The organism is Mycoplasmopsis caviae, from assembly GCF_024498215.1.
GTDB lineage: Bacteria > Bacillota_I > Bacilli_A > Mycoplasmatales > Metamycoplasmataceae > Mycoplasmopsis > Mycoplasmopsis caviae.
The window spans coordinates 887,620-910,148 of record NZ_CP101806.1; the positions used below are offsets into that span (position 1 = coordinate 887,620).

General features: G+C 25.7%; 11 protein-coding genes. 5 read left to right on the forward strand and 6 right to left on the reverse strand.

The genetic code is table 4. From position 1 onward, the window contains the following. The first annotated feature begins 156 nt into the window (after positions 1 to 156). The 3 genes from NPA07_RS04385 to NPA07_RS04395 are packed head-to-tail and all read left to right on the forward strand — an operon-like array spanning position 157 to position 12,284. Complete coding sequence (locus NPA07_RS04385; RefSeq protein WP_126118373.1) at positions 157 to 5,673, forward strand: hypothetical protein; 5,517 nt, start codon at positions 157 to 159, stop codon at positions 5,671 to 5,673. A 37-nt stretch (positions 5,674 to 5,710) separates the two neighbouring features. Further along, positions 5,711 to 9,571: a ligand-binding sensor domain-containing protein gene (locus tag NPA07_RS04390; protein WP_126118372.1), complete on the forward strand. Its 3,861-nt coding sequence runs from the start codon at positions 5,711 to 5,713 to the stop codon at positions 9,569 to 9,571. A 1-nt stretch (position 9,572) separates the two neighbouring features. Then, positions 9,573 to 12,284 (forward strand): hypothetical protein, encoded by a 2,712-nt coding sequence (locus NPA07_RS04395; protein WP_126118371.1) that lies wholly within the window; start codon positions 9,573 to 9,575, stop codon positions 12,282 to 12,284. Here the strand turns inward: NPA07_RS04395 and tsaD are convergent. The 6 genes from tsaD to NPA07_RS04425 all read right to left on the reverse strand — a co-directional run bounded on the left by tsaD (position 12,279) and on the right by NPA07_RS04425 (position 19,870). Continuing rightward, a complete protein-coding gene (tsaD, locus tag NPA07_RS04400) occupies positions 12,279 to 13,214 on the reverse strand; it encodes a tRNA (adenosine(37)-N6)-threonylcarbamoyltransferase complex transferase subunit TsaD (protein ID WP_126118370.1) in 936 nt (311 codons plus the stop codon). The genes NPA07_RS04395 and tsaD overlap by 6 nt on opposite strands. Then, entirely contained in the window at positions 13,214 to 13,774 is a 561-nt protein-coding gene (tsaB, locus tag NPA07_RS04405) for a tRNA (adenosine(37)-N6)-threonylcarbamoyltransferase complex dimerization subunit type 1 TsaB (RefSeq protein WP_126118369.1), read from the reverse strand. The genes tsaD and tsaB overlap by 1 nt, the downstream gene beginning before the upstream one ends. Continuing rightward, complete coding sequence (tsaE, locus tag NPA07_RS04410) at positions 13,774 to 14,175, reverse strand: tRNA (adenosine(37)-N6)-threonylcarbamoyltransferase complex ATPase subunit type 1 TsaE (protein ID WP_126118368.1); 402 nt, start codon at positions 14,173 to 14,175, stop codon at positions 13,774 to 13,776. The genes tsaB and tsaE overlap by 1 nt, the downstream gene beginning before the upstream one ends. A 119-nt stretch (positions 14,176 to 14,294) precedes the next feature. After that, positions 14,295 to 15,482: an elongation factor Tu gene (tuf, locus tag NPA07_RS04415; RefSeq protein ID WP_126118367.1), complete on the reverse strand. Its 1,188-nt coding sequence runs from the start codon at positions 15,480 to 15,482 to the stop codon at positions 14,295 to 14,297. Positions 15,483 to 15,788: 306 nt separating this feature from the next. After that, positions 15,789 to 18,767 (reverse strand): lysylphosphatidylglycerol synthase transmembrane domain-containing protein, encoded by a 2,979-nt coding sequence (locus NPA07_RS04420; protein WP_126118366.1) that lies wholly within the window; start codon positions 18,765 to 18,767, stop codon positions 15,789 to 15,791. Between the two features lie 98 nt (positions 18,768 to 18,865). Then, positions 18,866 to 19,870 (reverse strand): glycosyltransferase family 2 protein, encoded by a 1,005-nt coding sequence (locus NPA07_RS04425; RefSeq protein WP_164535721.1) that lies wholly within the window; start codon positions 19,868 to 19,870, stop codon positions 18,866 to 18,868. 277 nt (positions 19,871 to 20,147) lie between these two features. Between NPA07_RS04425 and eno the strand changes: the two genes are divergently transcribed. Together eno and NPA07_RS04435 are read left to right on the forward strand one after the other, a co-directional pair. Next, the gene (eno, locus tag NPA07_RS04430; RefSeq protein WP_126118364.1) at positions 20,148 to 21,512 is read left to right on the forward strand and encodes a phosphopyruvate hydratase; all 1,365 of its coding nucleotides are present in this window, start codon (positions 20,148 to 20,150) and stop codon (positions 21,510 to 21,512) included. 191 nt (positions 21,513 to 21,703) lie between these two features. Then, on the forward strand, positions 21,704 to 22,528 hold the full coding sequence (locus NPA07_RS04435; protein WP_126118363.1) for a PQ-loop domain-containing transporter: 825 nt from the start codon (positions 21,704 to 21,706) through the stop codon (positions 22,526 to 22,528). The last annotated feature ends 1 nt before the right edge of the window (position 22,529 follow it).

The following is a 22,529-nucleotide window of genomic DNA, read 5'->3' on the forward strand; positions in this document are numbered from 1 at the left end:
TCTATAATTTTTTGACAACTTTTTTGCCCAAAAATGCTATAAAACAGATTTATACAAAAAAACAATTTTTTTGTTTTATTTGCAGGCTTTTTTTATTAAAAAATAGCAAAAAAATATAATGTATAATTTATAAATAAATTATAAGTAGGGGATAATATGATAAAAAATAGAAAAAGAAAGGCAATGGTGGCTATTACCATGGCTCTTTCGCTAACAACTGCTGGTGTTGTTGGTATGACAACTCTTTATAATCTAAATAGTTGGTCAAAAATATCATTTAAGTACACAAGCAAAACTAATGAGGTTAAAAAACTAGATCCAATAAGAGTTAGATCAGGAAGCACATGAGAACAAGTTTTTCAAATTTTACAAAAAAATGAAGAAGTTAAGAAAATTTGTATAGATAACAATTGAAGAATCGATGAATATACATCAAAAATAAATGACAACGATCTAAAATTAGATGATAAATTTACCGCAAACAAAACAGTATATTTAAATTTTGTTCCAACTGAGAGCAGACAAGTCAATGTTGACTTGCATTTTTACTTTACTAAAAATATCATTGACTGAAGTAACTCGAATATTGCAAACAAGATAAACTTCGAAAAAATTAAAGACGAATTAACAAGAAGATTTAAAAGTAAGTTAATTAACTTTGGTGAAAAAGTATCAAAAGTTGAAGCAGTTAAAGGTCAAGTGCAAGACCCAAATTATGATGTTGTTATTTTAAAAGTAAATAATCTTTTTATAAATTCAGGCGATCCATCAGTTGAGTCAAAAGATAATACAAAGTGAACTATTAATTTGAAAAAATTGTTCTTGGCGAAAGGTTTTATCAAGGAAGAAACATTTAAGATTGAGAATAACAATAAAATAAATGTTGATTATCCATTTTACTCAAGTGAACATCTAAAAGATCAAAACTTTAGAAACTCAGCTGTTTTTGGTAATGAATCAAATAAGGTTACAATTGCAAAAGACTCAGTCAATACTTATGCTATAAGATATGACATTTCTCCAAGAATAAAAATAAACAACATTGGCATTGATCTATCAAATGCTAATCATATCAACGAAATTAATTCACTATTGACATCTAATACATTGGCCGATATTAAAAATAAAGAAATTTTTAAAAATAATAACAGTGATGAGGAACTTTTACCACCTGAAAAGTTTGCTAAATTGTCTAGTCGCATAAGTTACGATGATTTTATTACATCATATGCAGAAAACAGAAAGTACAATACCAAATTAGTTTCTGCTAACATTAATAGCCCATTAGTTAATCTATACTTTATTTGAGAAAACATACTATACAAAGTACCTGAATTCAAAGATGAACAAAATGAGGTTTACAAGAAGTTTAAATTATATTGAGAGTCTTCAAATGAAGGCGAGATTCACTTTTATACAAATGTAAATTTATACACATATTCAATTAAAGTTTTAAATCAAACATTTAAGGTAAAACGAAAAATTGAAAATGGTAAGTGAACTCTTGGTGAAGAAGATTTTAAACGGTTGGTTGAAGCACTTAAAATTAATGACAGGCGTGAATGATTTGAGCAAAATGTTCCAAGTCATAAAACTTTTTATCGAACTGAGGATTTGAAAAAATATATTGTTGATAACAATATTAATTTGTCTTTTATTGATCCATCACAAAATGACACTAAATATGAAAAAATCAATATCTCCTTTGTTGGAAGAAATAATGAAAACAGCGACTATGAACAAGGAACAAATGGTAGCAGTAACAGAGATGTTGCTATTACATCATTAAATATTTCTGTTAAAAATATTGCAAGTTGAGAAAAAGATGGTCGTTCAAAATTAATTAGTGAACTAAACAAAAGATTAATATCTGATCATAATATTCATAATAAAATTATTAGTCTAATTACAAACCAATACATAAATACTTCAAACAATAGGTATTACACAGAAGATTTAAATAATGTTAATTATAAAGTTGTAGACTGCTTACCTGATATAGCAAATAAAACATTAAATTTATCATTTGCTAAATTTATGAACATTAAGTTTGCAGCTAACAATAGCACAATTGAACCTGAGGTTTTCAAAGAAACTAATAAAGGATTTAGTCTAAATTATTATGACAGTTTGGAATTTTTAACTGAAAGAATTGGCAAGGACCAAAATTATCCAAGTAGTTATATTTTGAACCAAAATGGTTATGGTTTATTTTTACTTGATGCATCAAAAAGTGGGGCTTATGAATTTAACACCAACAAAGATTACTTTAAGATGCCAATTTGAAAATATGACAACAATTCTGCACCTTTAAGTATTCAAACAAACAAAAACGTTGTAGTTGAAACAAAATGAATTAGTGCAAAAGTATTTTATTTAGGAAATAATAAATATATACTAATGCCTAATCTCGAAGATGATGATACTCGTAAAATTGTTAGAGAATATGTTGATAAATCATTAGACCTTAATGATAAAAATGCAATATTTAAGGCATTTGTTACTAAATATATTGTTTCTAGTAACCTAGAAATTTCTAAATTTACAAGCTTGTTTGAAAATATACTTTTAAGTACAAGTAGTGAAAGAAAAAGTTTTTATTATGATAATCTAACTTTTTCAAATGTTGAAGATAAATTTAACTCAATTATTAATTTCTTCTATCCATCAAATTCTCAAAGTTCTTCTCAATTCTTCAATAATTTTCCTAAAAATGAATTTACATACCAAGCACAATTACAAAATACTAATTACACAAGAGTTATAAAAAATGCAGGTCAATTAGTAAATGAAGTAATACAAAATATCAATTTAGACAAATCTATAAGTGTAACATATAACATTGCAGAAGGAACTTATAGATTCAACAATACCGGTTTGTTTTCAACTGGTGTAATTGACAATTTAGTCAATGCTCTTTTTAGTGAAAAAAATAATATATTCAAATATCCATCTGTAATTTGTAGCTATGAAAAATGTAAAAGTGATTTAGTTTTAGCTATTCAAAATGATATTAAGAATAAATTAATTAATCCTTATGTTAAAACAATAAACAATGAAACTAATTTAAGTAACATTAATATTAAACATGACATTAATTATCCACTTGAGTACAAGGATAAAAATATCAAAATTCACACACTTGAACAAAGTTCATTAAATTCTTACGATGAAGATGCTATTAAGGGTTATTTAACTAATAATGTGACATTTGTAGAATTCGAAAATGGTAAATGAGAAATAATAAAAAATGACAATGTACAGAAGACAAATTTAATTAATGAAATTATTTCTAAAATTAAAGCAAAAATAGGTGAAAATTCACAAGAAAATTGTGCAATTATTTTGAAGGAAATATTTAACTCTATTGATCATAATGGCAAGACAATAAAACTTATCAATGCACTTCAATTTATTGATAAAGATTTAGATGGCAATAAAGTTGAAGTTAAATACTTGCCATCAACGCTTAATGAAACTGATTTTAATACTTTAATAAGTTCGTTTTTTGATGCATTAAATAATAAAAACTTATTTAAACCAAGTACAGGCATGGACCAAAAAACAAACTTTACAAATGATTTCGAAAACTTGTTAAAGAACATCAATGTTGTTAATGGTGACAAGATAACACTTCGTAAAAGTGATTTTGAAAATGTTGAATGAACAAGTTCACTTGATCAAAAAGTGTTTATCCTTAATGCTGCTGGCTATACAAAAACATTTGTATACAAAAATGTTGTTGATTTACAACAACTAATTGTTGATTACCTTAAAAAAATGTATGATGAGAATATTTTTGGAATTTTTGAAATCCATAAAAGCAACACTGGACACACAACAAGATCAATGCATAATGAGTTTGCAACTTGATTATGTAAACGTGATGAAATAGTAAATAACAAAAATATATATGAAACTGACATATATGGTTATTTAAATGATTTTAAGAAATATAATGGTTTTACAAGCCCTAGCTCTAACTATGACATATTAATAAAAAAATATAAAGAAGTAAGGTGACAAGAAGTAGATGGAACGATTAACAGTCTTAACTACTTTAATGTTACTCATAACTGACATAATTTTATTAAGCAAATTAATGAAAAAATAAAAAACTTACCTCAATACAAAATTTTGAGTATAAGTATAAATGGTACAGCTACAATTAGAGATATTGAACTCCTTACAGATACAAATATTAATAATATGGAAACTAACGATAACACGATTATTAACATTGATGAACTTGCAACAAATAGTAACGGATATTTGGTTACTTCATTAAAAAATCGTCAATTAGATAAATATGAAAATATAGATATATCACACTATAATGGTAAAAATCGTTTGTGGTTCCAACACCTTTTATTTAACAATGCTATGCATTTTAGTAACAGTGATTCATTAAATAAATTAATCAATAATTCAGTATATAGAAATTATTTTAATGATTATACGCAAAATAAAAAATCTTTATTTCAATCTATTAAAGATTTACTTGATACTAACAACCATGAATTAAGTTTTCTATTTTTTGTAAATAATTATTTACAAAACAATAAAGTTACTGGTACAACTCACTATTTAACATTCAACCATTCAAATTGAAACGAGCAAAATATTATTAATAATTTATTTAATAAAGAAATAAAAGATAATTTTGATGATATTTATAATTTTTTATTAGAAGATCCTTATGGCATCACACTTGCTAAATTAGTTAAATCTAAAAATATTTTTAATTTTATGGTAGAAAAGAATAAATTAATTTTGAAAGTTAAAAATGGATACTTCAATAAATTTATAAATAACGTCCATAATGCCACTGCTGTAATTGATTATGGAATTGAGAATTTGAAAAATAATAATAGTAATATTTTTAATTTTAAATCAAGTGATAACACTCACAAGAATATTGATGAATTATTATTTCACTACTTTAATGGATGGTTAAATACTTTTTTGGATAACAAAATAGCTGAAAAAGAATTGATATTTTATAAGGAATTTTTAGGCACTAATTCAGAATTTAAATATGCTATTGAAGAAAAACCCAAAAGTGAAAATATACTTTCTAAACTCAATAATACTTCTTATAAACAAAATATTCTAAATAATATAAAAGATGATTTACTAAGTTTGGTTTTTGAATATCAATACTTTAAAAATACTCAAATTACAAGAAGAAATAATGGCGGATACAATATCAATTTTGACAAATCATTTGATGATAATCAGGTAATGATACATAAAAGAATACTAAATTATTGTAAAGACCTTAATAATCAACTAATCTTGAAAGAAAAAAGAACAGACAAAATTAACAAACAATTATTTTTGGTCGATAACTCGGGTATAAAAAAAATTGATTTACTTCCTATTTTTTATCAATGTGATTCAATAAAAGATAATAACTATGTAGATAATATTATCTATTTAATTGATGCTTGTCTAAGACTAAACTTTAAAAAACAAATTGCTTTTTATGATGCAACTAAAGATGAATGATATCGTTTAGATTCCGATTTTTATAAAGCAAACAAAGAAACAATATATAAGAAATTAAAATCAATTGTAATAAATAAATTAAATGAAAATACAGGTTCTATTCATATTGATAATTTTATAAGTGAATTCAATAAAAACAGTGAAACTATTCAAATTGTTTAAAATTCAAAATTTTTATTAAAAATATTTAGGAGCAAATATGAATGCTAAGAAGAGAAAAATAATTTTCAGCATATTAGGTTCAAGTTTAGGAATAGGAACAATTGCAACAATTGGTGCAGTTGGTAATTACTATTCAAAAATTTGAACTGAATTAAACTTTTATGCAAAAGATAAATGAGGAAATAACATACATCTATTTAGTAGAAAATTTCGTGCTGGAACAACTTTTGAACAAATAAAGAATAGTCAAATTATTGAAAATAATAAAACATTAAATAGTTTACTTGATGAAAATCAAATTATCGACTTTGATAATGTTAAAGATGCCAAGAATCATCTAATAAAACCTTCTCACTCATTTACAAAAAATGAGAAAATTTATATAGACTTTAAAGCTATTACAAATGAAACTAGAAATCTTGAATTAATCTTTGATTTAAAGAACTTTGACTCATTAGAAGAGATTAAGAAGAGTGAAATTGAAAAAAATATAAAAAGTGAAGTATATTCAAAAATTAATAAAATATTATGAAACTTTCCAAAAGATCAACTCACTATTGAAAGACATACAACCACACAAGCAAACAAGATAAAATTGCTTATTAAAAATATTAATGTTTTTAATAGCAAACAAAATAATTATCTCGTTAATGATGGAAGTCAATACAAAGCTAATGTTGAAAAGTTCCTAGTCTTTTTAAACCTACCTAAAAAAATAGAATTAAGCAATGGTTCAAGTTTGTTTGCATATAAAGAAATTAATGAACAAACCTTTACAAATTCACTTTCATATGTATGGAATAAGGACAAAACACTACAAATAAATTATGTTATTGAAGCTAATCTTAAATTATTTCTAGATGGTAAGCCAATATATAATAACAATATATTAGGTTACAATGATGTAAATTCACTATTAAGTGATTACCGTGAAAATAAATTTAACCAATATTTTGATAATGGTAACATTAATAGCGCAAAGCAATTAATTTACTATAAAAATAATGACAAATATTTTGAAATAAGTAATGATGCTAACTTTGTAGACTACTTTGAAAAGAATAAAACACAAGAAATTAAACTATATTCATTTGTAAAATCAAAAGAATATAAAATTAATATTGACAATTCAATATATAACATTAAATATACAAATAACAACGAATGATTACAAAAAAATAATGATAATTGAGTTTCTTTAAATAGTACTAATTTAACTAACTCAATTGTTAACCAATTAAAAAGCAAAACATTCAGTGACCAATTTAATAAAGTTAATGAATTTCCAAACGATATGAATAATATTTTAGAAACAATTGAATTTATCAATAAGAAAGAATTAATTCTTAAAAGACAAAAAGAATTACAAGTTAATCAAATTCGGCTTACATATTGAAATCAAAAGTACTCTTATGATATTAAAACACTAATCAATAGTAATTTAATAACTGTTGAACAGGTTAACCAAATCATTAATGAGGGCAAAATTCACGATTCACTTGTTGAATCAATCTTCAAAAATGAATTAAATACTCTAAATGACTCATTTAGAGAGTTTTCTTTTAATATTGTTGACAAAACAATTGAAGTAAGTGTTAGAGAATACTATAAATATAAAAATAAATCTGATGGCATCATCGAAGAATTAAACAAAAAAAGTAAAGATGAACAATTCTTACATTTATATGCAAAGGAAGAAAATAATACCTTTGATATAAATAGAGATATATATAATATATATGATTTTTTACTAGAAAACAAAATTTATGTATTAAAAAATACTACAAGTGAGTCGCTAATTACAATTAATATGCCACATAACTTATCATTTAAATATTTTAAATGAGAACACAATTCTAATGAACAAAAAAAACGAATAGAACAATATAATAAGATGAATAATGTTGATGATATCAATAAAATTATTTGAAAATCGCTTGGAAATAGTGTTAAAAATTACTTCTCGAACAATTTTAATTACTTTAAATCAATTATAACAGATCTAACAAAATTTGAAGAGATAACTGAAGGTAAATATAGATTAAAAAGTAAACCAACCGAATACATAATAGAAAAAGATTTTCAAATTGGAAATAAAAAAATAAGAGCCAATTTAAAGTTTGACTTCATAACCAAAGAGATGTCAATAGTGAACATTGACACTGTTATTAAAAATATAAAGCCTATATACAATAATAAATTTATTAAAGATAGAACTGCTGGTAAAGAAACAAATATTAAAACATTCTTAATAGATAAAATTTTGAATAATTTTACAAAATGAAATTCATACACAGATACTAAAAAATATTTAGATGAATTAAATGTTATTCGAATTTCACAAGGTGAATTAGAAGCGAAATTAAATCATAAAGAATGAAATGATATTAGTATTACATTAAAAGATGGCACAAATGATTCAAAATTTAAAATAAATGACAATGGAAATACTAATTTTAAAAATATTGGCGAGTTTATTACTTATGTTATGGAAAAAACAAATGAGAAATATGCGAATAGATTTTATATTGAAGGAAATGAGATTACTAATTTAATTAAACAAAGCGAATTATTTGATAATATCAATAATTTTTTAGGTGAAATAAACGAAAATAATTTAAATTATGAAATTTCTATAAAGTCAAATCATTTTTCAAAGGACAATATTAAAAATATTAATCTAACAATAGGTTCATATGATACCTTGAATAAAATATTAATAAATAATAATGGTTCATGGAACGCAAAAGATGAAAATGAATATAAAAAATGGTTCGAAAAAGCAGTAATTAAAATTGAATATGATGAGAACAAAAAATATTTTATAAGTAATAATTTTATAGGTAATAATATATTTAATGCAAATAAATATGATCGGAGTAAATTCAATATAGATAAACTGATTAATTATGATTTAATCAAGAAAATTAATAATACTATACAAAATAATAGTTATGATCTGACTTCTTTAAACGATACTAATTTAAATTTTTCTTATAATAAAGGTGAATTAAATGTTGAAACTGGAGATAATTTTATAATTAATAAAAATTATGTAATTAAGGAAATAAATGATGGTAATTTAGAAGTTTATAAAAACACATTAAAATATGACTATAATACTATCAAGGAAAGATTTACTAGTGCACTAAATACTTTGATTACTAATAATCCAGATGTTAAGGCTATCAAATTAGTATCTAATAATAATTATATATATTTTATAAAAAATCGAACTAGTGTCAAAGGAAACACAATTAATTTTTTATACAATGTCAATGAAGAAAATAAAATAGAAGAAACACTTGGTGAATTTGTTGATCATGCAACACCAATACTCAAAGATTATTTAATTAATAAAATTATAGATAGTTCAGTAAGTTTCACATTAGAAAAAAACGGTTCTGACAATAGCTATAAATTAGACATTTATGAATGATTAAAAGAAGATAATAAACTTGCATTCTTACTTTATTTTTTGAATAATAGTATTGACACAAAAAAACAATGGTTTGGCGTAAGCAAAAATATAAAGTTTCAAACAGGGAATAACTCTTTTAAATATTTATTAAATAATGGCAAAACAATTAGTGAAGCATTAGAAGATTTTAATAAATTATTTAAATTTAATATCAATAATCAAATTGTAGAAATGGAAAAAGCCTTGGCAGTTGCAATTAATGACAAACCGTTGATATGGATGCTTTATAAAATTATTCATCATATATGAACTAATTTTGAAATATTAGCGGCAGAACCAAAATCAAAAGGCAAAGGGGATATTATAAAAGATCTTACAACATGATATAACGAAATTGTTAAAGAATATAATAAATATGCCAAAAACAACAATATTAAAGAACTTAATGAACTAACATTAATATCGGAGCCGGAGTAATATGAAAAAGAAGTATAAACGTATATTAACTTTTAGCTTAATTACTGCATCTATTGGTATAGGTACATTATTTAATGCAATTTCACTTAAAAAATACACAAACAATAAAAAAAGTGTAATTAATATTTATGATACAAGTAATAACTTCTTAGGCTCTAAAAAAATTAAATCTGGTTCTTCACTACAAGAATTAATTGAAAGTAAGGAAATAGAGTCAATTAGTGCTATTGATAAACAATTAAAAAATGGCAAGAAAATTGATTATTCATATATAACAACAAAAAAGGGTAATAATTTCATTGAAAAAGACTTTAAGTTCAAAGGTAAAAATGAAATATCAATTAAGTTTTTAAATACAGATGATATTTCACTAAAACAAAATTTTACCTTTAATATTCCAACTGCTGAAGACCATCTTATTGAAAATTATTCAAAATCTCTAAAGCAAATAGTTAAAAATTTATTAAATGAATCAAATCTAAGTAACGATTATAAGATTTTTGTTTCTACAAATAAGCAAATTGCTCAAACACAAATTAAATTAACTGTAATTAACTTTTTAGTTAATAAAAATTGATTAAATAATTATTTAATCCAAGGTACAACTAACAGATTTAAAACAAACGAGATTTTAAATGCTTTAATGATTAAAAAAAATATAGTTCCTAATATAAGTTCTGCAACCGATATTAGTTACCTTAACTTTGAAATTATAAAAACACAAGAATCACTCTTTGATAATAGTGCTAGTTTTAAAGAAAATGAAAATATAATTGATATAAATTTAGAATATGATCTTTGTTCAATTGTTGATTTTTATCACTATAAGGACTCGATTAAAGACAATAAGTTGTTTTTAACAACCAAATATAGTTTTAAGGATTTTGAATCATTTAAAAATGATTATATTAGTGGCAAATTTAATAATTCAATACCAGGAGTAAGTTCGAAAAATAACTTTAGAAATTTATACTACTACAAAAATAATCAAATCGTTAATCTTAATGATACATATTACAATAATGAACAAGAAATAACTCAAAAATTAGAAGAATTTTGAAAACAAAATCAATTCGAAAAGAAAATATTATATACAGATAATAAATTTAATTGAATTGAATTAAATATCGATGGTAAAAAATATCACATCAAAAAAGATGATGTTCAAGGATTAAGATCTATTTTTGAAAATAGTGTTGCTAACCAATATTATTTTAGCCCCTTCAACAATAAAGTCATCTTTTATGAAAATAATGATATTTCATTTAATGAATTCAAAAATAGTATTATTAACATTGACCAAGTAGTTTTATTTAAAAAGGAAGATTGACTTGAAAACATCAAACAAGTTGAATTAGTAAACACTAATGACAATAAATCGGCAATTACTGACCTTGAAATAAGTAATGACTTAAAAAAGATTAGTAATCTAAATAAATTAAATAAAAATGAATTAATTAACCAACTGAACGAAATTATTTCTAATAAGCATGAAGTAATTAATAACACATTTTATTCAAGTGATGCAATATATAAATGAGATGTTATTGGCTGTGAAACTGTAATTAATAATGGAAATTCAAAGTTAAAGATATTTATTCAGAGAAAAAAACACTTCGTTATTAAATATAACAATGTTGAAACCTACTATTATATAAAAGATGGAAATAGTCTATCAATTGATAAAGATTTTATTTTAAAACACATTAACAGATTAGATACAAAATATAAATTAAATAAAGTTGTGTCTAACAATGAAGAAAATAACTCTATTGTATTTAAATATACAAACAATGAGACAAATGCTAAGTGAATTACAAGTAATGAAGACAAAAATATTTTAATAGACTCTTCTACTTATATGAAAAATAATTTGGTAACTACAATAAGCATTAATGTTATCAATGATTTTAAAAAATATCATATTATGGATAAACAAGGTTTTGGACATTGAATTAGTATTCCTTATTATTCTAAAAATAATAAAAATGAGGAACATAGTGATTTTATTTCCGCTGATGAATTAAACGAAGTAACTAAACTACTTAAAAGTTCTGGTTATACATTTTATATGAATATAACAACTATAAATAAATTATTAAATAGCAATTTTGATAAAGAATCTTTATTTACTACTCAGGTTATTAGTAATCACAATTTTGATAATATTAATGACATTATTTCAAAATTTGGTATTACTTTTATAATAGATTTAAATCAAAACACAGTTAATGTAAAAGAACTTAATATTGAACTCATGAATCTAAAAAGTGTTAATAATACTTTTTGAACTATACTTAATGTGAATAGAGAAGAGTTAATTAAAGAAAACTATAAAAAACTTATTAATGAATTATTAAACAAAGAATTTAACCTTAAGAATGAATCAATCACGAATGAAAAATTTACAAAGTTTGCGAAAACTTTAAAAGAAAAAATTGAAAAAGATAAATATCATACCTTAGATGAAGTTAATATAATTAAGAGAAACTTTATATTTAAATATAGTGACGATATTTCTTTCTCATATAATGAATACAATAATCACCATACACTTGCGAATGAAATAACTAAATTCCTAAAATATAAAGGTTATAGCAGCCTTGAAAAAAAATCCGTTTTTGATTGAATTGAAAATTCAATGAATCCACAAATAAGTGGAAATATTGTAATTAAATCGTTTGAAGATGCCAAAAATGAACTAAACCTATAACTTATGTTTAAGTTGACAATAAGCACACATAGCTATCATAGCTCCATTGTCTGTTGAATATTTTAAATTAGGCACTATTGCATTAGTGCTTAATTTTAAAAAACGCTTTCTAAGTTCACTATTAGCACTTACACCACCAGCTAGAACAACACTTTTAACTTCTGGATAATTTTCTAATGCTAATTTAGTTTTATTAATTAAATAGGTAATTGCCGTTTCTTGAAAACTAACTGCTAGTTGTTCATTGTTAATTGCTTTATTTCTTTGAAGTGCATTATTGTAATGATTCAAAACTTGTGATTTTAGTCCACTAAAACTAAAATCATATAAACCATCTGTATGTGGGAATGTTAAAGATACAAAATTACCTTTGTAATTTTGATGCATTTTGTCAATGATGGGTCCACCAGGAAAACCAAAATTGAGTCTAGATGCCACCTTATCATATGTTTCGCCAACAGCATCATCTAAGGTTTGTCCTATAATCTTAATATCAAAGGGACTTTTAACTAACATTAATTGAGTATGGCCACCTGAAACTAGTAAACAAAGTGCTGGGTATTTAATTTCTTGTTCAATTGCCGCTGAATAGAAATGACCCTCTAAATGATTAATTGGAATTAATGGTTTATTGAGTGCTAATGAAAGAGCACTTGCAAACAAGTAACCAATTTGCAATGTCCCAATAAGTCCTGGCTTTTGAGTATATACAATATAGTCAATTGTATTTAGATCAAATTCATCAAGAAACAACTTTTGAATTAGGTTGATATTTTTAACATGTTCTCTTGAAGAAATTTCGGGAATTGTGCCACCAAATTCTTTGAAAATGTCAATTTGACTTATTGTTTTTAAAGCCAATATTTTGCCATCTTCTAATAGTGCAATACTTGTATCATCATGACTTGTTTCAATACCTAATATACGCATTATTTTTTTGCTCCTATCTGTGGCATCTTGATATAATAAGGTTCAATATCCATTATGTCATCATAAGTTTTAAAATCTTCCAAATAATCTATAAAACAGTCAAATAAGGAAAAATAGTTGACCTTATCATATGAATTAAATGTGCCTGTTTCAATCGCAATATCATTGTGATTGAAACAATTTTTTTTGTTTGATTTATATAGATAATATTTATTTCCCTGCGCATTTATTTTAAATGCTCTTTTTCTTTTATTTTGTCTAGCCAAAATTTGCATTGTGCTAATTGTTTTAATTTTAGCACTTGTTATAAGTGCAATTGTTCTTAAATATACTAGAGCAATTCTAACACCTGTAAAAAAACCTGGGCCAATGTTAATATAAAAAGTATCAAAGTCTTGAATTTTCAAATTGTTTTCTTGCAATATTTGTGTTGTCATTTGAGGTATAAGTTCAACTTTTTTAGGATATGACTCTAAAACTTTTTGAGCAATTACATTATGATTATCATCAAGTAAAGCCAATGCAAAATCTTCATTTGCTGTATCAAGATACAACTTCATTATTTGACCTCCTTGATACTAAATATATGATTATTGTCTTTATCTAAGGTTATATTTATATCTAAATAATTATTATAATAATGCTCAATTTTATTTGCTCATTCAATTACTATAACTTTGTCTTCAAAGTAGTCCTCAAATTCACTTATGTCCCCTTTAAGGTTATAAGCATCAATGTGAATTAAATAATCATAGACCTTCATATAATTAAAAGATGGTGAAGTAATGACTTCATCAATTTTTAATCTTTTTGCAATTGCTTTTGTTAGTGTTGTTTTGCCAGCACCCAAATCTCCATTCATTAGTATTAATTTGCTACTAGTTAAGTGTTCTAATAGATATTGAGCAACATCTTCAACTTCTCTAACATCTTTTGTAATAAAAGTCTTAATTGTTTTCATAGATACCTTAAATATTATTTTAAATTATATATTAAATACTTAAAAGGTTGCCTGATTAATTTTATACAAAAAAAGCAGGCAATTTTGTCTGCTTTTTTAATAATGAGTTGGTAATCAAATTATTTAATAATTTTTGTTACATTACCATAACCAACTGTACGGCCACCTTCACGAATTGAGAATTTTGTACCTTCTTCAACAGCAATTGGAGAAATAAGTTTAACAGTTAAGTTAACATTTTCACCTGGTGTAACCATTTCACGGCCTTTTTCAAATTCAACACCACCGGTAACGTCTGTTGTACGGAAGTAGAATTGAGGTTTATAGTTTTTAAAGAATGGAGTGTGACGGCCACCTTCATCTTTTGTTAAAACATAAATTGCAGCAGTGAATTCTGTGTGAGGAATAATTGTTCCTGGTTTAGCAAGAACTTGTCCACGTTCGATACCTGTTCTTTCAATACCACGAAGTAATAGACCAGCATTGTCACCAGCTTGAACCTCTTTAAGGTTTTTACGGAACATTTCCATACCTGTAACAACTGTTTTCTTAGTTGGGTGTAAACCAACGATTTCAACTTCTTCGTTAATGTTTAATCTTCCACGTTCAACACGACCTGTAGCAACTGTACCACGTCCTGTGATTGTGAAAACGTCTTCAACAGCCATTAAGAATGGTTTGTCAAATTCTTTAACTGGAGTTTGAATTCATGAGTCAACAGCATCCATTAATTCCATAATTTTGTCTTCGTATTCTTTTGTGCCTTTAAGACCTTCAAGAGCTGAACCACGGATAACTGGTGTGTTGTCACCATCAAAACCGTATTTTGAAAGTAGTTCACGAACTTCCATTTCAACAAGTTCGATCATTTCTTCTTCACCTTTAAGCATATCGCATTTGTTTAAGAAAACAACCATACGAGGAACACCAACTTGTTTTGAAAGAAGAATGTGTTCACGTGTTTGAGGCATAGCACCATCTGTTGCAGCAACAACTAAGATAGCACCATCCATTTGTGCAGCACCTGTAATCATGTTCTTAATGTAGTCAGCGTGCCCTGGACAGTCAACGTGTGCATAGTGACGTTTTTCTGTTTCATATTCGATGTGTGATGTGTTGATTGTTATACCACGTGCTTTTTCTTCTGGTGCATTATCGATAGCAGCATAGTCTTTAGCTTCTGCAAGACCTTTCTTTGATAATACTGTTGCAATAGCAGCAGTTAAAGTTGTCTTACCGTGGTCAACGTGACCAATAGTACCAATATTAACGTGGTCTTTTGTACGATTAAAATCTTGTTTTGCCATGTAATATTTCCTTTCAATGTATTAATAAATTGTATTTTAGCGCTAAAACCAACCTAAGTGCAGCCTTTCATCTGCATCCTATCCATACTATTTACTAATATAGTCTTTATAAATATTTATAAATAGCATTTTATATTTTAGCACAATAATAAAGTTTTAACTATATTTTTTAAAATTTTACTTATTTATTTTTTGTCTAATTTAACTGATATTTTGAATATTTTTAGTCCTCTTTTTAATTTACTAATATGCCTATAAAACAGGTTTTTAAGAAAAAAATAGACACTACAAAAGTGTCTATTGATATTATGCATATGAGCCTAATAAAGGGCATAATACTAATATTGATAATGCTAGAATTATAATTGCGTAAATTGTAAAGGAAATTTTATAAAATCTTGTTTTAGTTCGTGTTGTAATTGAAACGTTATCATTTTGAATTAAACGTAAATTCTTTTCCTTAGTTTGATATACATCAACTCTTTTTTCTCCAATAAAAACTAGGATTAAGAAGATTGCTGAAATTATTGATCCTAAGACTGTACCTCAAATTGAACCAATACTTGTCATTAATTTAGCACTACCAATTGAACTTAATGAAATTTTTTCTCCTTTAAAATTTCAAATTCTTTCCTTCATAATTGAATTATAAATTAGGTTTGTAAAGAGTTCATTTGTCCCCTGACCACCTGGGGTTATACTTACTGAATTACCTATTTTAATTAATGTATTTGAAACAAGAACATTAAAGTATCAACCACCTGTTAGATCAGGTTTTAGTGTTCCTGTTGCTTTCATAAATAATGCCATAGGTGAAAGGAATGTTGGTAACATTTTTCAAATAAAGACTTCTCCAAATTGATATCATTTCCTAAATGTCTTTTTCATTCCTTGACGCATTTCATAAAATTCATATTCATGTTTAGCTTTAACTAAAAGTGGATCATAAATTTTTACAAACGGTAATCATTCAAGAAATCCTATAAAAATTTTAAGCAATCAGTTTTGAATCTTTTTGTTAAAAGCTAATGCGAAGAATAAAGCGGCAAATGTTGAATCTGTTATAAGCCCGATAATAAAGAATACATAGAATATTTTTACTTGTGGATTTGAAATATTTGATAGAAGATCTTGATAAAATCAAATTCCAAAAGGTAAAAACAATAACGTTGTAAAGATATTGCCAACCTGTCATAAGAAAGTGTTAGTAACTATTGCAGGTAGTAATACTGGTCGCTTAATTCCTTTTCTTCTTAAATATCAATAAGTTGCTAAATCACCGCCAATTGATTTAGGTGTAACATTTTGCACAATTGTTGCAATTAATGAACTAATAATAATGTCATTTCAGCGGACTTTTTGTCCTTGGAAATCCAAAAGCCGTTTGAAGATAATAGTATTAAATAAGGCTCATATAAAAAATGAAAGTGCAATTGTTAGAAACGAAATTCGTGTTTTGTTGTTTTCAAAAATAACAATTCACATAATACGGAACATCTCGCCTATGTTACCATTTGTTCCAAAGAAATTGTCATCTTTAAAATTATAGATTGTAAAATAAAGAAAAACTATAACTCCAATAAACATTGAAATAAAGATAAATCATTTAATAAATGTTCAAGGCGTTACTTTACGAATTTTAAAATCTTCCTTTAATTCTAAAATCCCGTCCATTAACTCTCTTTCAAGAATAATTAATTTTGTATGATCATCTTGTGTGTTACTTTTTGCAACTACTTCACAATCAACTGAGAATTCTTTTTCCATAATCGAATATTTAACTGTTAATGAATTACCACCTTCAAAATAAAGTTTAAGATGTACATTATTATTAACAATGGCTGTATTTTTATATTCTTTAAGATTAACAATTTTGTGGTTACCAATTGCCTCAGATTTAATAATTCTCTTAATAAATCTTGAAGCCATTTCGTCATCTAGTGTAAAGTTTTTACTTACAACATGATGAAGTCCATAATTGTCATAAATTTTTTGCAAAACATCATATAACGAAAGGTTTTTATCCTTATAAAAAATAATCATTCTTATAAGTTCTAACATAAATAAATTGGCATCAAAACCATTGAAAAGTCTGTTAAAAGGTGAAAACTGGCTAAACCTTGTAAAGGCAAAAATAAGATTTTTGTCGCTGTTTCTTTTTGAAATTTCTCAAATTTCAGAAACTTTTGAAGTTTCTTCAACATGAATATTATGTTTTAGTGCAATCTGACTTGTTAGTGTACCGACACCAAGTGATTTAATAATATAACTATTTGTTAGATTAGTTTTATCAAAGGTTTGGTCATCCTCTAGTAAAAAATTTAAATAAAGTGCAGCTATTTCATCGGGTTTAAAATACTTAAATACTTTTTTATGTCTTATTGATAAGTTAACACCTGAACCATCATGGCTAATTGAAAAATTTGCATTTGTTTTCTTGAATAATGTTTTTCAATAAATTCTACGCAAGCAATCTGGATTATCAGCATTTATGTTAAAAGCATCTTTTTTTCTATTTGTATCAACATATTCAATATGAAGTCTTTTTAAAATATCAAGATAAAAATTTGTTGTTGAAATTTGAGAAATATCAATACCAAATTTTAAATCCTTATCTTTTAAGTCTTTAAATAAAGGTAAATATCTTTTGTAAATTTCTTTACTATAATCTAGAGGGCTATGATTATATCTAAAACTAATACCTTGATTTGGAATATCAAGATTTAGATAATTCACCGAGTTTAACTTGAATAAAATTCGTGCTACGTCAACATGATTAAAAGGTCTTCCATCGCCTCAATTGAAGCTTATTTGCATTATGTTTTTAAGCCCTTTAAAATTTTCAATACTAATAATAGCTTGACAATTATCTTCCTTGGCTGCTAAATTTTTAAGCACACTTGGATATGAACCGTTTTTTTCAAAAATATGTGATTTAAAGCCTTTTTCATCAAAAATACGAGCCAAAATATTTATATAGAGTAATGAGTGAAATGAGTTATCATTTACTAAAAAAATTCTAAATTCGCTGTTTTGTTTATGAACTTCATTCATAACATCACAAAAAGCATGACCAAGTGCTGTAACCGTATAATCATTAATTAGGTGGCTACCTACCCCAAGTTTAGCAATAACTTTATTAGAAATAAAACGAAGTGGCCTTGAAAAAGCTGAATCAATATCTTGTTTCTCTTTTTTGAGACCAAAAGTTAACAACTTTTTAACAAATTCATCATCATCTGATGAATTTTTGTTTCATTTGTTTAATATTGGATTATTTGCCATTATTCACCTTCTAATATTTTTAATATTATATATTAAGTTAAATATACTTAATTAAATAAAGAACTTAAATTATTTGAACAAAATTTAAAGTTTTCAATTTATCTCTTAATATTTTTGGTTGAAAGCAATTTATGTGAAAATATTTTGTAAAGTACTTTGCAAACAAAACTTAATTTATATGGCTCTCTAATTTTATATTTTGTAATATATTCTTTTAATTTAGTAACAAGAAATTCCTGAACTTCACATTTCTTGTTTTTTTTGTTTGTGCGAAGAAGCATTCAAAAAAATGTTTTTAATTGGTAAAGTGTGTTAGACTTCATTAAATCAAAATCCTGCTCATTTAGCAAATTAAACTTCGCTATTTTTTTAAAAAATTCATCATACTGCCATATTACATTACCAACAATTTTATTTACATTTTCTATTTTCATTACAAGCGAATTCGGTCTTAATAAATATTTAATTAGAACTTTATTAACATACTTATATTTTTGGCAGTTTAAATATAGAAAAAGCATAAATCTTTGATCTTCAAAGATATGTAGGTCAAATTTTTCATTATATTTTTTGCATATATCTAAATAAAATTGCTTTTTAATGAATACCCCTCAAGAAAAAGATAAAGTGTTAATAAAAGTTGATTTTGGATCATTTCAGTCTATGTTTTTATTTTTAAAATAAGGTGCATTCATTCTAATTGTTCCACTCTTATTTAATGGAATATTAACAACATATTTATAGCGAATTAGTTCTAAACCTTTTTGATAGTTTTTAGCAAAACTATCAAAAACACTTGGATATATTTTATCATCGTCATCTAGGAATAAAACATATTCACCTTGGGCTTGATTGATTAAAAAATCACGATTGAATCCTAAACCAATATGCTCATGATAATCCTTTAAATCAATAACTCTTATTCTTTCATCTCTTTTCGAAAAATCATTAAGAATCTCTAACGTGTTGTCAGTAGAATAATCATTTAAAACAAGTATTTCAAGATTTGGATACTTAATTTTAACTGCTTCTTTTAGTGAAAAGAAGCGATGGCTTGAAATATTGTGACATGGAATAAGTAAACTAACTTTTGGTAAATTCATTGCAACTCCTAGATAATTATTCATGTTTCATAATTATACACTATGCAACTAAGCAATATTAAAGATGCAGACTTGACAAGTCGAAATTCAATTAAGAAAGCAAAGTGTTTTGTTTTTATTTGTGCATAAAAACAATAAACACAAATAATTTAAAATCTTAAATATGAGTAATGTTTCCATAATAATAATCTCAAAGTACACAAATCGAAATATTTGCATATTTTTATTTTTGTATAATAATATTAAGTATGAATAAACAATACATTTAAGGAGAAAAATGTCAGCAATTTACAAGATTCACTCACGCGAAATTTTAGACTCTCGTGGAAACCCAACAGTTCAAGTTGAAGTTTGAACAGAAGCTGGTGGATATGGTTTAGCTAATGTTCCATCAGGAGCAAGTACAGGTTCAAAAGAAGCACTTGAATTAAGAGATCAAGGAACTAAATATGAAAAGAACTGATTCGGTGGCAGAGGTGTTATGACTGCTGTTGATCATGTTAACAAAGATATTGCACCAAAATTATTAGGTATGGAAGTTACCGATCAACGTGCAATAGATATGAAAATGATCAAATTAGATGGCACAGCTACAAAATCAAAATTTGGTGCTAATGCTATTTTAGGTGTTTCATTAGCAGTTGCTAGAGCAGCAGCAGATGAATTACAAATTCCTCTATATAGATACATTGGTGGTACAAATGCACACGTATTGCCTTTACCTATGTTAAATGTTATGAATGGTGGAGCTCATGCATCAAACACAGTGGACTTCCAAGAATTCATGATTATGCCAGTTGGCGCTAAAAGCATTCGTGAAGCATTACAAATGGCAAACAAAGTATTCCACAACTTAGCTAAATTATTAAAAGCTGCTGGTCATGGAACACAAGTTGGTGATGAAGGTGGATTTGCACCAGATTGCAAGAGCCATGAAGAAGTTCTTGACTACCTTGTTCAAGCTATTAAAGTCGCAGGTTACAAACCAGCTACAAGTGGTAAAGATGCAGTTGCTATTGCTATGGATGCGGCTTCAAGTGAAGTTTATAATGCAGAAAGCAAAAAATATGTATTCAAAAAACTTAAAAAAGCCATTGAAGAAAAGCGTCCAGGTTTTGAAAAACTTACAAATGTTAAACTTGAATACACAACAGACGAAATGATTGAATACTATGGTTCATTAATTTCTAAATATCCAATTATTTCAATCGAAGATGGTCTTGCAGAAGATGACTGAGCCGGATTTACAAAAATGACAGCTAAATTTGGACACCAAATTCAAATTGTTGGTGATGACTTAACTGTTACAAACCCTAAGTTATTAGCACGTGCTATTAAAGAAAAAGCAATGAATGCTATCTTAATCAAATTAAACCAAATTGGTTCATTAACAGAAACTATTGATGCTATTAATATGGCTCAAAAAGCTGGAATGGCTTGTGTTGTTTCACACCGTTCAGGTGAAACAGAAGACACAACATTAGCTGATGTTGCTGTTGCATTAAACACAGGACAAATCAAAACTGGTTCAATGTCACGTACAGATAGAATTGCAAAATACAATCGTCTATTAATGATTGAAGAAGAATTAGATGGCGTTGAAGAATTCGAAGGTCGTGAAGCATTCTACAACATTAAATAATTGATGTCAAAAATTAGAGTTCATCATTGAACTCTTTTTTTTGATTCATTAACAGCCAAATTTCATTATTTGGCTGTTTTATAGTACTTTTAGTAAGTTATATATATTCAATTTAGACAAAACTTTGTAAATTTGACAACAAAAATCAAATAAATTTATAACCATAAATATTAATAATATATAATTAAATTATGAATTTTTTACGTAGTTTTTTTGCTATCAAAGACAGTGTTAATGATGGAGTTAGTGTCTTTATAGCAATTGTTGGAATAATTGCGTGCGTTGCTACAATTAGCGTATCAATTCCGCAATTAATTTATTTATTAAAAAGAAAGAAAACAGGAAAGGTTAAATTTTATTCATTTTGAATTTTCTTTGTTGCATTATGCAGTTGAATAATTTTTGGTTCATTTACTGGAAAAGATGCAAAAATGGCTGCTGTGGTTTATGCCAATATTTTTTGTGCTTATGTTTATTGTGTACTCTTATTTTTTATGTACAAATATGATGAAAAAATTATCAGAAACAAACGAAAGTGAATCGTTTTGAGTATAACCTTAAGCTTAACAACAATTTGTTTAGTTGTTGGATTAATTGGCCTATACTTCAAAAAGAAAGATGGAAGCACTCTAAATTTTGATGATAATACAACAGCAATATTGTCTCAAATAGTACCAGTAATGACTACTTTTGCATTTTTGCCACAAATTTTAAAAACATTTGAGAAAAGAGATATTGAAGGGCTATCAATAGGCTTAATTCTAATGTTTGTTTTAACTAACATTTTCTGAATTGTTTATTGATTTTCACTTATTATTGCTGAGGGTAGACTAACACCTGCACTAACCTCAACACTATTGTGGCAAGTGCTTTCATTATTAATATACACTTCGCAATTGTCAATGATGATCAACATTATAAAATCACATAAAAAAAATATGGAAAACCAAACTAACCAAGATCAAAATAACATGACAATTGTTGACCAAAACAACTATAAAACAGGGGTTAACTAAA